Here is an 11,606-nt window from a genome sequence, read left to right on the forward strand (position 1 = left end):
CCGATTTTGGCACAAGCAAACTCAAGCGCCCTTGCCGCCCCGCTCAAGCGCCCTTGCCGCCCAGCACCAGCGACGGCTCGGAGGCTGCACCGCGGTCGTAACGCGACAGGCTCAGGCCGTCGGTGCGAATCGCGGGGCGCTGGCCCATGACCTGATCGGCCACCAGCTTGCCCGAGCCGCACGCCATGGTCCAACCCAGCGTGCCGTGGCCGGTGTTCAGGTACAGATTGCCGTAGCGGGTCGGGCCAACCACCGGCGTGCTGTCCGGTGTCATCGGGCGCAGGCCGGTCCAGAACTCGGCTTGCGCCACATGGCCGCTGTCGGGGAACAGGTCGTTGACGACCAGCTCCAGCGTCTTGCGGCGCGCGTCTTTCAGGCGCAGGTCAAAGCCCGACAACTCGGCCATGCCGCCCACGCGGATGCGCTCGTCGAAACGGGTTACGGCAATTTTGTAGGTCTCGTCCAGGATGGTCGAGACGGGCGCGGCGCTTTCGTCCTTCAGCGGGATGGTCAGCGAATAGCCCTTGACCGGGTACACCGGCAGGTCCAGGCCCAGCGGTTCCAGGAAGCCGCGCGTGTAGCTGCCAAAGGCCGCCACGTAGCGGTCGGCGGTCAGAACGTCGTTGCCCACGCGCACGCCGGTAATCTGGCCGCCTGCCGTGTTCAGGCCCGACACGGTCTGGTTGTAGCGGAAGTCCACCCCCATCGCCACGGCCATCTCGGCCAGCCGGGTCGTGAACAGGCGGCAGTCGCCCGTTTCGTCATTGGGCAGGCGCAGGCCGCCGGCCAGCTTGTGGATCGAACGCGCCAGCGCGGGTTCGGCCGTTACCAGACGGTTGCGGTCCAGCAGTTCATACGGCACGCCCACCTCTTCCAGCACCGCGATGTCTCGGCGGGCGGCTTCCATTTGCGCGTCGGTACGGAACAGCTGCAAGGTGCCGCGCGTACGCTCTTCATAATGGATGCCGGTGGACGTGCGCAGTTCGCGCAGGCAATCGCGGCTGTATTCGGCCAGGCGCAGCATGCGTTCTTTATTGACCGAATAGCGGTCAGCCGAGCAGTTGGCCAGCATCGCCGCCATCCATTTCAGCTGATACAGGCTGCCGTCCAGGCGGATCGCCAGCGGCGCATGCTTTTGAAACAGCCACTTGATCGCCTTCAGCGGAATGCCGGGCGCCGCCCAGGGCGTGGAATAGCCCGGCGACACCTGACCGGCGTTGGCGTAGCTGGTTTCCTGGGCGGCGGCGGGCTGGCGGTCCAGGACCGTAACCTTGGCGCCCTGGCGGGCCAGGTAATACGCGGTCGTGGTGCCGATAACGCCGCTACCTAGGACGATCACATGCATGATTCTTTCCGTATTTGGATTTGCTCAGTAATTTCGGTAGTCTATGGCCCTCGTCGCAGTGAAAAGCACTGATTATTTTGCTTTACCAGTGCTTTTTCTCGGGCGGCCCCTTTTTTCTGATCGCCAAAAGTGAAATGCGCGACCTCGATAGAATCGACCTGAAAATCCTGGATATCCTGCAGCGTGAAGGCCGCATTTCGGTAACGGAATTGGCCGAACGCGTGAGCCTGTCCGCCACGCCCTGCTCCGACCGCGTCAAACGGATGGAGCGCGAAGGCGTCATCACGGGTTACCATGCGCGCGTCAATCCGGCCGCGTTGGGCAAGAACCTGCTGGTCTTTCTGGAAATCAAGCTGTCGGCCAAATCGGGCGATGTGTTCGACAAGGTCAAGAAAGAGCTGCTGTATGTGCCGGAAGTCATGGAATGCCACCTGGTGTCGGGTGATTTCGACTACCTGGTCAAGGCCCGCCTGACGGAAATGAACGAATACCGCCGCCTTCTTGGCGAAATCCTCAAACGACTGCCAGCATCCGCGGAATCCCGCAGCTACGTCGTGATGGAGGAAATCAAGGAAACGCTGTACCTGCCCGTGGACCGCTAGGTCCGACCCCAAATTCTTTAGTCCCGGTCTTTAGCCCCCCTTATGACTCGTCTCTACAAATACTTCTTCCGCGGCCTGATCACGGTGCTGCCGCTGGCGCTGACCATCTACCTGCTGTACATCTTCCTGGCCTGGACCGAGGCCGTGGCGCTGACGTTCCTGCGCCCCTTCATCGGCGGGTTCTACGTGCCGGGCATGGGGCTGGCGCTGGGCATCCTGGGCATTCTGGCCATTGGCTACCTGGTGTCCAAGCAGCGCGTACAGCGCTTTTTGACCGTCGTGGAAATGCCCTTCACCAACCTGCCGGTGGTCAAGAGCATCTATTCGTCGCTGAAGAGTTTTGCGGACTACTTTTCGCCCAGCTCCAAGAACACGGCGCAACAGGTCGTGGTGCTGCGCATACCGGGCCAGCAGCTGGAATTGGTGGGCCTTGTCACCCGCCGCAGCATGGAAGGCCTGCCTGAAGGCTTCACGCAAGGCGACCGCGTGGCGGTTTACCTGCCGATGGGCTACATGATTGGCGGCTACACCGTCTTCGTGCCGCAAGACTGGGTGCAACCGATTCAGATGTCGGTGGAAGAAGCGATGCGTTCGTCGCTTATCGCCTGGATGGCGCGCGCCGAAAGCAACCACCGCCCGGCCGCGCCCGCGGCGCCGGACGCGCCGGACTCGGTCGCTCCAGACTCGGCTCCTTCTGCCTCGGCTCCTTCCGCCTCGGCCCCTTCTGATTTGCCGCCTTCTGATTTGCCGCCCGCGCCCCCCCGCAGCGGCGGCCCGGTCTGACCGGCTTTTTCATTCGTTTACGCGCAACCCATGCCTCTTATCGAATTCACGCTTGCCGACGGCAGCCCCTACATTGAAATCAACCAGCTCTTGAAAGCCACCGGCGTTTGCGACAGCGGCGGCGCAGGCAAGATGATGGTGGCCGACGGCCTGGTCAGCGTTGGCGGTGTCGTCGAAACGCGCAAGACCGCCAAAATCCGCGGCGGCCAGATCGTCACCTGCGGCGACGTGCGCATCGTGGTGCGCGCCGCCGACACGCCGCCGGCCGACGCCTGACCCCTTTCTGTTTCGCCTTTCTGTTTCGCCTTTCCGTTCCACCTTCCCGACACCGCAACACCGCGAGCCCCCATGAAACTCAAGATGTCCCAGAACTCCATCTTCGCCGTCCTGCTGCGTTCGCCGTGGTGGATGAGCGCGGGCGTGGCCGTCGTGCTGAGCGTGGGCGGGTTTGCCGCCCTGCCCCTGGAGTTCGCGGCGATGGGCGTGTTCGCGGCGGTGCCGTTCGCGGTCATCTCCATCATGGCGGCCTACAAGCAATTGCGCGCGCCGTCCGGCACGCGCGTGCAGGCGGTGGCCGAGGCCGCCGCCGCCATGTCGTGGACGGAATTCGCGGCAACGGTCGAAGCCGGCTTCAAGCGCGACGGCTGTGAGGTCGAACGCCTGCAATCGCCTGGCGCGGATTTCGCCTTGAGCAAAGACGGCCACGTGGCCATCGTCAGCGCCAAGCGCTGGAAAGCCGCCCGCGTCGGCGTGGAGCCGCTGCGCGAACTGCAAGCGGCGCGCGAAAAGCGCGGCGCGCGTGAAGCGATCTACATCGCGCTGGGCGATGTGTCGGACAACGCGTGGAGCTACGCCAAATCCCAAGGCGTGTCGCTGATGACGGCGCCGGAACTGACCAAGCTGCTGCGCGACTTGAAGGTCTGACGCTAACGGCGGGTCGCCCCCCGCGGGCTTAAACCACCATCACCGAACTGGCGGCAATCACGCGCCACTGATCCTGCTCGGCATCCGGCGCCCACGTCCGCATGAAGCGGAACGTGCCGTTGGCCGGCACGCCGTTGTAGCTGCCGGTGATGCGGGCCTGCACGGACACCACCGCGCACGCCTCACGCACGGCGATATTCCATTCGGACAAGTCCAGGCCGTGGATCTTCAACAAGCCCGAACGATGCGCATCCAGATCGTCTTCGCGCGTGAACGTCCAGCCCATGTGATTCGTGAATATCAGCTCCGGGTCCAGCAGGCGCGACAGCGCCGCAATGTCGGACGCCAGCATCGCCTGGCGCAGTTCCTCTTCCGCGGCCTGAATCCGCGCCGTGATTGTTTGGGTCATCATGCTTGCCTGATATCGGTATGTCGGGGGATTGGTCTGTCCGGGCGTCGATCAGTCGGCGCGTCAATCCATCGCCGGCATTCTATTCCGACACCAAGCGTCGTGCCTTGTTGCCAATGACTTGCACGGGGCAAGCGCGATTACGATTAAATGCGCATCCCGCTGCGTCACCGCAGTTCCTGATTATTCATTGAGACCCCCGCATGACCTACCGCATTCTYGCCGACCTGGTGCTTGTCTTGCATGGCCTGTTCGTTGCCTTCGTGGTGTTCGGCGGCCTGCTTGCGCTATGGAAGCCGCGCGCCGCGTACTGGCATCTGCCCGCGCTGGCCTGGGGCGCCATGGTCATCGGCATGGGCTGGATCTGCCCGCTGACGCCGTTGGAAGTGTCGCTGCGGCAGCAGGCGGGGCAGGAAGGCTATGCGGGCGGATTCATCGAGCATTATTTGCTGGGCATCATCTATCCGGAAGGCATCACGCGCACGTCGCAGGTTGTGCTGGCCGCGCTGCTGATCGCGGGCAACCTGATCGTCTACACGCTGTGGGCGCGACGCCGCCGCCGTGACCGGGCCAGCACGCGTCTGAACGCCGCCGCGAAATGAGCTCGCACGATATGGGCTCGCAGGAAATGGGTCCGCACGAAATGAACTCGCACGAACACGCCGCCGCAAAATAAGCCGCCACATCGTCCACCTCGCCCGCTGCTTTATCATGTCAGGCACCCGGCGCCACGCCGCACCACGGTCCCCCCGCATGAGCTCCCACCCCGACACCCCCCAGATGATCCGCGCTTTTGATGCCGATGGCCGCGAGATCCTCGTCACCCGCGAACAATGGCGCGACAACGTGCTGGTCGGCGCCATCCAGCAGAACTGGAACGATGCCGATCAATTGGCCGGCCTGATCATCCAGTCGTTGAACGACGGCTTCTTCGAGGAAATGGTCCGCCCCGCCGAACGGCTGGTGGAACTGGACGCCAACCCCGAACGCGCGATCGTGCTGCAAGCCATCGTCTACATGAAGCTGGGCCGCCTGGACGACTGCGAACGCGTGCTGCTGGACTTCTGCGCGCAGCATGGCGAGACGGGCATCGTGCTGACGAATCTGGCCAAGGTTCATGCCGAGCGCGATGACGACGCCAAGACGCTCGACACGCTGTGGCGCGCGCTGCAACTGGACCCGAACCAGGACAACGGACTGGGCTGGTACGAGGCCATCCACCGCGACGTGGGCGGCGACGCGGCGGGCATCACCGCCATGCGCAAGGTCGCTGCGCTGCCCCAGAGCTGGCGCGCGCAGCTGTGGCTTGCGCGCGGCGAATTGGGTTCGCACAACACGGCGGGCGCCCTCGCGCTGTATCGCGAATCGCTATCGCGCGCGGGGCAACCCGTGCCGGGCGACCTGCTGATGCAAATGAGCGGAGACCTCGGCAACGCCGGATGCATTGCCGAGATCCTGGAACTGGCGGGCCCGCACTTTGTGGCCGAAGCGCACGGGCTGCCGGTTGGCAATAACCTGATCAAGGCGCACCTGCACCTGGGCCAGCGCGATGCCGCCACGCGCATCCTGAATCAGCTGCACGCCATGAACCGCCCAGATTGGAAAGAGCATCTGGCGTATTGGGACCGCGAGCTAGCGCAGTGATTTACAGCGCCCGCGCAATCACCAGACGCTGAATATCGCTGGTGCCTTCGTAGATCTGGCACACACGCACATCGCGGTAAATACGCTCCACCGGAAAGTCCTTCAGGTAGCCATAGCCGCCCAGCGTCTGGATCGCGGCCGAGCACACCTTCTCGGCCATTTCGGAGGCGAAGAGCTTGGCCATCGACGCCTCGGTCAAGGCCGGCCGGCCCGCTTCGCGCAGCGCCGCCGCATGCAGCACCATCTGACGCGCGGCGTGAATCTGCGTCGCCATGTCCGCCAGACGGAACGCCACCGCCTGGTGCTCCATGATGGGTTTGCCAAAGGCCTGCCGGTCGCGCGCGTAGTCGCGGGCGCATTCAAACGCCGCGCGCGCCATGCCCACCGATTGCGACGCAATGCCGATGCGCCCGCCTTCAAGATTGCCCAAGGCGATCTTGTAGCCCTCGCCTTCTGCGCCCAGCCGGTAAGCGGCGGGAATGCGCATGTCTTCAAACGCGATCTGGCACGTGTCCGAGGCGTGCTGCCCCAGCTTGTCTTCCACGCGCAGCACCTGATAGCCCGGCGTGTCGGTTGGCACGATGAAGGCGGAAATGCCGCGCTTGCCCGCGTCCGGGTCGGTCACGGCGAACACAATCACCGTCTGGCCGCTTTTGCCTGACGTGATGAACTGCTTGGCGCCGTTCAGGATGTAGTCGTCGCCATCGCGGCGCGCGCGCGTGCGCAGGCTGCTGGCGTCCGACCCGGCTTGCGGTTCCGTCAACGCGAAGCCGCCAATGTGTTCGCCGGTGGCCAACGGACGCAGGAACTGGTCCTTCTGCGCATCGGTGCCGAACTTCAGGATAGGCATGCAGGCCACTGAGTTATGCACGCTCATGATGGTGGAACACGCGCCGTTACCGGCGGCAATTTCCTCCAGCGCCACCGCGTACGACACATAGCCGCTGGCGTTGCCGTCCCATTCTTCCGGCACCAGCATGCCGAAGAACCCCAGCTGCGCCATCTCTTGAATGGCGTCGGCGGGATAGTGGTGGTCTCGGTCCCAGCGTTCGGAGTTAGGCGCCAGACGTTCCGTCGCGAAGCGGCGGGCCATTTCCTGAATGCTGAGCTGTTCTTCCGTCAACAACATGTTTTTGTCTCCTGAGATGCGAGAGCGGGCTGGCGCGGGATCGGCGCCGCCCGCTTTGTTTTGCACGGCCGCGGCGGGTTGGCGAACGTGGCACGGAATCGAGAATACACCGCCCGATGGTGCGTGCGACATCCCGGCATCCACCAATAAAGAACAACATAAGTTGCGTGAATTCCCGCCTTCGATTTATCATGCAACTTACCAAGTATCTTGATAACCGCTGAAGGAGATTTTCAGATGACCTACGACGCCATCATCGTGGGCGGCAGCTTTGCCGGCCTGTCCGCCGCCATGCAATTGGCTCGCGCCAGACGGCGCATTCTGCTGATCGACGGCGGTTTGCCGCGCAACCGGTACGCTGCGCATTCACACGGATTTCTGGGCCAGGACGGCAAGGCGCCGTATGAGATCGTGCGAGAAGCGCGCGAGCAGCTGGGGCAGTACCCCACCGTCAAGTTTCTGGACGGCCAGGCGGTCAAGGCGCGCGAAGACGCGGGCCTGTTGCGCGTGTCTATCGAAGACGGACAGGAGGTTCAAGGCAAGCGCCTGATTCTGGCGACGGGCTTGCGTGATGAATTGCCGGCGCTTGCGGGCTTGCAGGAACGCTGGGGCCTGACCGTCTTGCACTGCCCCTACTGCCACGGCTATGAAGTCGCGGGCAGCCCGCTGGGCGTGATGGCGRCGCACCCGCTGTCGGCGCACCAGGCCATGCTGCTGCCGGATTGGGGCCCCACCACTTACTTCACGCAGGGCGAATTTGAACCAGATGCGGAGCAAGCCGCCCTGCTGGAAAAACGCGGCGTGCGCATTGAACGCACGCCCATTGTGGAATTGATGGGCACGGCCCCGGCGCTGGATGCGGTCAAACTTGCCGATGGGCGGCGCATGGCGATCCACGCGCTGTTTGTCGCCAGCAAGACGCACATGGCCAGCCCCTTGGCCATGCAGCTGGGCTGCGCATTCAACCACGGGCCGCTCGGGCCGTTGATCCGGGTGGATGAGCTGCGGCAAACATCGATTCCCAACGTCTATGCCGCAGGCGACGCCGCCATTCCGATGAGCAACGCCACACTCGCCAGCGCCTCGGGCGTCATGGCGGGCGTATGCGTGCACCGATCGCTGGTGATGGAATAGGAAATTGGGCAAAAACGAATTTGCCCTGGCGAATTAGGAGTCGGCAAATCGCGATTGGCGAGTCGCAAACAGGCGAATGGCCAACACGCCTTCGCTATAGATTCGCTTTGAAGAATTCAACGACTTTGGCGTTGAAGTCGTGATGGAACTGCGGGCGGTCGAACCCCGCCGCGTCCTGGCAGATGGCAGGCGACGACTGCGCCTGCTCAGGCGAGCACGGCGCCAGAAAAGCGAAATGCCCCGCACCTTGTGCCACCTGGAAATCCGGCGCGGCAGGCAACGCCTGACGCACCGCTTCCACACGGGCGGGCGTCACACCATCACCGCCCTGCTCCGACGCCCACAACTGCACGGGAATCTTCACGGCTTTCAAGGCATCGCCCGGAAACGCGTTCAACGGGTCGGCAATCACCGCCGCCTTGATGCGTGCGTCTTGCACATAGGGCTGCTGCGGAATTTTTCCGCTGGCGATGTCACGGCACATCGGCAGCGTGGGCGCATCCTGGCACACGGCCAGCCCCGCCTGGAAATCCGGCTTGGCGCCCGCCAGCACCAGCCCGGTATAGCCGCCGCGCGAAAAGCCGAAGACGCCAATCTTCGTCGAGTCCACCTTCGCCTGCTGCGGCCACGCTGTCGTCATGTAGTCAAGCAAGCGCCGCATTTCACGAGGCCGCGTCGAGAAAATCGACAGATACCCCTGGCGCGACCGGTCTTGCGCGTTGTCGCCGACATGATTGATTACCGCCACCACAAAGCCCGCGTTCGCCAGCGCGGCCGCGGTGTCGTGATGGCTCAGGAACGAGCCCGCCGAGCCGTGCGAGATCACGATCAACGGATGCCGGCCGTCCGGCACCGGGCAATTCAACACGCCGGGTATCGTCGCGGCGCCCACCTTGATATCCGTGACGGGCGTGGCGCACGGATACCAGATGGCGCCGGTCAGCCCGGGGCCATTCATGTCCATGGAAATGTTCAAACGTTGAAAACCGGCGGCGTGCGACGACGCCATCGCCAGGCCAAAAACGGCGGCTGCACTGATACGGCCAAGAAGATGCGTGGACATGCTGAATGGAAATTCCGCGAAGAGGCAAAGCAGGAAAGCCGGCATTATCCCATCGCCGCCACCCGAAAAAACCGGAATAAAAAAGGCGCTGCGTTGCCGCAGCGCCGGGTTGGGGATACCCGATTACCGATTACCGACTACCGATAACGGATTACGGGTTGGGGATACCCGATACCGGATACCGGTACCCGATACCCGATACCCGCTTACCGCACCTTGCCCTCCTTCCAAGCCGCCAGCAGCTTTTCATACGGAATGGTTTCGCCCTTGGGCTTCTCATTCGCCAGCTTCTTCCACGGTGCATGCTGGTCCGACAGCCACTTGCTGGGGTCGCTCTTGGCATTGAGCTTCGGCGCGCATTGCGCCATGCCGGCGCGCTCCAGGCGCGCCATTACCTGATCCATTTCATTGGCCAGGTTGTCCATGGCGGCCTGCGGGGTCTTTTCGCCCGTGACGGCGGTGGCTACGTTCTTCCACCACAGTTGCGCCAGCTTCGGGTAGTCGGGCACGTTGTTGCCGGTGGGCGTCCAGGCCACGCGGGCCGGGCTGCGATAGAACTCGATCAGGCCGCCGTAGTTGGCCGCGTTCTTGGTGAAGAAGTCGCTATTGATGTCGCTGTCACGAATGAAGGTCAGCCCGGTAATGGACTTCTTCAACGACACCGATTTCGACGTGACGAACTGCGCGTACAGCCAGGCGGCAGCCATCTTGTCGGGGTTGGTGGACTTGAAGAACGTCCACGAGCCCACGTCCTGATAGCCGTTCTGCATGCCGTCCTTCCAGTACGGGCCGTAAGGCGACGGGGCCATGCGCCACTTCGGCGTGCCGTCATCGTTCACAACCGGCAGGCCCTTCTTGGTCATGTCGGCGGTGAATGCCGTGTACCAGAAGATCTGCTGCGCAATCTGCCCTTGGGCCGGCACGGGGCCAGACTCCGAGAACGTCATGCCCATCGCCTGCTGGGGCGCGTACTTCTTCATCCAGTCGATGTACTTGGTCAGGGCGTAGACSGCGGCCGGGCTGTTGGTGGCGCCSCCGCGCGACACCGATGCGCCCACCGGCGTGCACTTGTCGTCGGCGACACGAATACCCCAATCGTCTACCGGCATACCGTTGGGCAGGCCCTTGTCGGCAGCGCCGGCCATCGACAGCCACGCGTCGGTAAAGCGCCAGCCCAGCGACGGRTCYTTCTTGCCGTAGTCCATGTGGCCGTAGACCTTCTTGCCGTCGAKGTCCTTGACRTCRTTGGAGAAGAAGTYGGCRATGTCYTCGTASGCGGACCAGTTGGTTGGCACGCCCAGGTCRTAGCCGTACTTGGCCTTGAACTTGTCTTTCAGGTCCTGGCGGGCGAACCAGTCGGCGCGGAACCAGTAGACGTTGGCGAACTGCTGGTCGGGCAGCTGGTACAGCTTGCCGTCCGGTGCGGTGGTGAACTTGGTGCCGATGAAGTCCTTGATGTCCAGGTTGGGGTTGGTCCATTCCTTGCCCGCCCCGGCCATGTAGTCGGACAGCGGAAGGATGGCGCCGTAGCGGTAGTGGGTGCCGATCAGATCCGAGTCCGAGATCCAGCCGTCGTAGATGGACTTGCCGGACTGCATGGACGTCTGCAACTTTTCAACGACGTCGCCTTCCTGGATGAGATCGTGGTTGACCTTGATGCCGGTGATTTCACTGAACGCCTTGGCCAGCGTTTTCGATTCGTACTCGTGCGTGGTGATGGTTTCCGACACCACACTGATTTCGTTGACGCCCTTGGCCTTCAGCTTGGCGGCGGCGTCCATGAACCATTTCATCTCGGCCATCTGCTGGTCTTTGGATAGCGTGGATGGCTGGAACTCAGCATCTACCCACTTCTTCGCTTCGGGCTCGCCCGCCCACGCCCCTGACGTTCCGATCAGGGCGATAGCGGCCGCCACGGCGTGCATGCGCATTTTCATGACCTGTCTCCTCGAATGTCCTTCCCCATCTTTTGCTGCGGACCCCTGGCCGGGGAAGATACGGGCCGTAGTCCTTCCTGATCCCCTTCAGCCTTTTCTCATGATGAAGGCCAGCAGCAACATGGACAGCACGAAGCTGATCCATACCGATGGCGGCTCGTCCAGCGAAAACCATTCCACCGCTTTCTGACCAAACCCGAGAAACGCCAGGTTGAGCCAGGCTGCGGCCATCAAGCCGATGAACAGCCGGTCGCCGCGCGTGGTGCGCAACGGCAGAAAGCCCTTGCGCTCAACCGTGGGCGACTTCAATTCCCAGACCGTCATGCCGATCAGCATCAGCACGATGCACGAAAAGAACACGGCGACGGGGGTGGTCCATACCATCCAGCTGAACATGTCGCGCCCCCTCTACACGCGGCCCATCGCGAAACCTTTCGCGATGTAGTGCCGCACGAACCAGATGACGATGCCGCCCGGCACGATGGTCAACACGCCGGCCGCCGCCAGCACGCCCCAGTCCATGCCGGAGGCCGACACGGTTCGGGTCATGGTGGCGACGATGGGCTTGGCGTTCACCGACGTGAGCGTGCGCGCCAGCAGCAGTTCCACCCAGCTGAACATGAAGCAGAAGAAGGC

13 protein-coding genes and 1 pseudogene are annotated in these 11,606 nt (G+C 63.3%); 7 read left to right on the forward strand and 7 right to left on the reverse strand.

Translation table 11 applies throughout. The features are described from left to right. Positions 1 to 43: 43 nt before the first annotated feature. On the reverse strand, positions 44 to 1,345 hold the full coding sequence (locus AC1DSJ_RS18945; protein WP_054421735.1) for a D-amino acid dehydrogenase: 1,302 nt from the start codon (positions 1,343 to 1,345) through the stop codon (positions 44 to 46). Positions 1,346 to 1,479: 134 nt separating this feature from the next. Here AC1DSJ_RS18945 and AC1DSJ_RS18950 point away from each other — a divergent pair, with 134 nt between their 5' ends. The 4 genes from AC1DSJ_RS18950 to AC1DSJ_RS18965 all read left to right on the forward strand — a co-directional run bounded on the left by AC1DSJ_RS18950 (position 1,480) and on the right by AC1DSJ_RS18965 (position 3,654). Next, the gene (locus AC1DSJ_RS18950; protein ID WP_054422406.1) at positions 1,480 to 1,947 is read left to right on the forward strand and encodes a winged helix-turn-helix transcriptional regulator; all 468 of its coding nucleotides are present in this window, start codon (positions 1,480 to 1,482) and stop codon (positions 1,945 to 1,947) included. A 42-nt stretch (positions 1,948 to 1,989) separates the two neighbouring features. Beyond that, positions 1,990 to 2,730, forward strand: coding sequence for a DUF502 domain-containing protein (locus AC1DSJ_RS18955; protein WP_342065982.1), 741 nt, complete (start codon positions 1,990 to 1,992; stop codon positions 2,728 to 2,730). 30 nt (positions 2,731 to 2,760) lie between these two features. Then, entirely contained in the window at positions 2,761 to 3,006 is a 246-nt protein-coding gene (locus AC1DSJ_RS18960; protein WP_175169053.1) for an RNA-binding S4 domain-containing protein, read from the forward strand. A 72-nt stretch (positions 3,007 to 3,078) separates the two neighbouring features. Beyond that, entirely contained in the window at positions 3,079 to 3,654 is a 576-nt protein-coding gene (locus tag AC1DSJ_RS18965; RefSeq protein ID WP_346550046.1) for a restriction endonuclease, read from the forward strand. Between the two features lie 28 nt (positions 3,655 to 3,682). Here AC1DSJ_RS18965 and AC1DSJ_RS18970 read toward each other — a convergent pair whose 3' ends face one another. Continuing rightward, positions 3,683 to 4,066 carry a nuclear transport factor 2 family protein gene (locus AC1DSJ_RS18970; protein ID WP_441370999.1) on the reverse strand — a complete coding sequence of 128 codons (384 nt, stop codon included), beginning with the start codon at positions 4,064 to 4,066 and terminating at the stop codon, positions 3,683 to 3,685. A 200-nt stretch (positions 4,067 to 4,266) separates the two neighbouring features. Here AC1DSJ_RS18970 and AC1DSJ_RS18975 point away from each other — a divergent pair, with 200 nt between their 5' ends. Together AC1DSJ_RS18975 and AC1DSJ_RS18980 are read left to right on the forward strand one after the other, a co-directional pair. Then, on the forward strand, positions 4,267 to 4,665 hold the full coding sequence (locus AC1DSJ_RS18975) for a DUF2784 domain-containing protein (protein WP_441370998.1): 399 nt from the start codon (positions 4,267 to 4,269) through the stop codon (positions 4,663 to 4,665). Positions 4,666 to 4,816: 151 nt separating this feature from the next. After that, positions 4,817 to 5,707, forward strand: a complete 891-nt coding sequence (locus tag AC1DSJ_RS18980; protein WP_441370997.1) for a tetratricopeptide repeat protein — start codon at positions 4,817 to 4,819, stop codon at positions 5,705 to 5,707. 1 nt (position 5,708) lies between these two features. On the opposite strand, the gene AC1DSJ_RS18985 is transcribed toward AC1DSJ_RS18980, so the two are convergent. Next, positions 5,709 to 6,836 (reverse strand): acyl-CoA dehydrogenase family protein, encoded by a 1,128-nt coding sequence (locus AC1DSJ_RS18985; protein WP_175169056.1) that lies wholly within the window; start codon positions 6,834 to 6,836, stop codon positions 5,709 to 5,711. 237 nt (positions 6,837 to 7,073) lie between these two features. Between AC1DSJ_RS18985 and AC1DSJ_RS18990 the strand changes: the two genes are divergently transcribed. Next, the gene (locus AC1DSJ_RS18990; RefSeq protein ID WP_476760367.1) at positions 7,074 to 7,970 is read left to right on the forward strand and encodes an NAD(P)/FAD-dependent oxidoreductase; all 897 of its coding nucleotides are present in this window, start codon (positions 7,074 to 7,076) and stop codon (positions 7,968 to 7,970) included. A gap of 94 nt (positions 7,971 to 8,064) precedes the next feature. On the opposite strand, the gene AC1DSJ_RS18995 is transcribed toward AC1DSJ_RS18990, so the two are convergent. The 4 genes and pseudogenes from AC1DSJ_RS18995 to AC1DSJ_RS19010 all read right to left on the reverse strand — a co-directional run. Beyond that, positions 8,065 to 9,033 carry an alpha/beta hydrolase family protein gene (locus AC1DSJ_RS18995; protein ID WP_441370995.1) on the reverse strand — a complete coding sequence of 323 codons (969 nt, stop codon included), beginning with the start codon at positions 9,031 to 9,033 and terminating at the stop codon, positions 8,065 to 8,067. A gap of 206 nt (positions 9,034 to 9,239) precedes the next feature. After that, positions 9,240 to 10,970 carry an ABC transporter substrate-binding protein gene (locus AC1DSJ_RS19000; protein ID WP_476760368.1) on the reverse strand — a complete coding sequence of 577 codons (1,731 nt, stop codon included), beginning with the start codon at positions 10,968 to 10,970 and terminating at the stop codon, positions 9,240 to 9,242. A gap of 87 nt (positions 10,971 to 11,057) precedes the next feature. After that, entirely contained in the window at positions 11,058 to 11,366 is a 309-nt protein-coding gene (locus AC1DSJ_RS19005) for a DUF2160 domain-containing protein (RefSeq protein ID WP_054421715.1), read from the reverse strand. 12 nt (positions 11,367 to 11,378) lie between these two features. Further along, positions 11,379 to 11,606: pseudogene (locus tag AC1DSJ_RS19010) on the reverse strand (carbohydrate ABC transporter permease); the annotation flags it as partial.

This window comes from Achromobacter sp. 01N37 (genome assembly GCF_056399725.1).

Coding starts and splice junctions, on each gene's coding strand:
- AC1DSJ_RS18945 (WP_054421735.1), bottom strand. CDS start 1,345: ATGCATGTGATCGTCCTAGGTAGCGGCGTTATCGGCACCACGACCGCG.
- AC1DSJ_RS18950 (WP_054422406.1), top strand. CDS start 1,480: ATGCGCGACCTCGATAGAATCGACCTGAAAATCCTGGATATCCTGCAG.
- AC1DSJ_RS18955 (WP_342065982.1), top strand. CDS start 1,990: ATGACTCGTCTCTACAAATACTTCTTCCGCGGCCTGATCACGGTGCTG.
- AC1DSJ_RS18960 (WP_175169053.1), top strand. CDS start 2,761: ATGCCTCTTATCGAATTCACGCTTGCCGACGGCAGCCCCTACATTGAA.
- AC1DSJ_RS18965 (WP_346550046.1), top strand. CDS start 3,079: ATGAAACTCAAGATGTCCCAGAACTCCATCTTCGCCGTCCTGCTGCGT.
- AC1DSJ_RS18970 (WP_441370999.1), bottom strand. CDS start 4,066: ATGATGACCCAAACAATCACGGCGCGGATTCAGGCCGCGGAAGAGGAA.
- AC1DSJ_RS18980 (WP_441370997.1), top strand. CDS start 4,817: ATGAGCTCCCACCCCGACACCCCCCAGATGATCCGCGCTTTTGATGCC.
- AC1DSJ_RS18985 (WP_175169056.1), bottom strand. CDS start 6,836: ATGTTGTTGACGGAAGAACAGCTCAGCATTCAGGAAATGGCCCGCCGC.
- AC1DSJ_RS18995 (WP_441370995.1), bottom strand. CDS start 9,033: ATGTCCACGCATCTTCTTGGCCGTATCAGTGCAGCCGCCGTTTTTGGC.
- AC1DSJ_RS19005 (WP_054421715.1), bottom strand. CDS start 11,366: ATGTTCAGCTGGATGGTATGGACCACCCCCGTCGCCGTGTTCTTTTCG.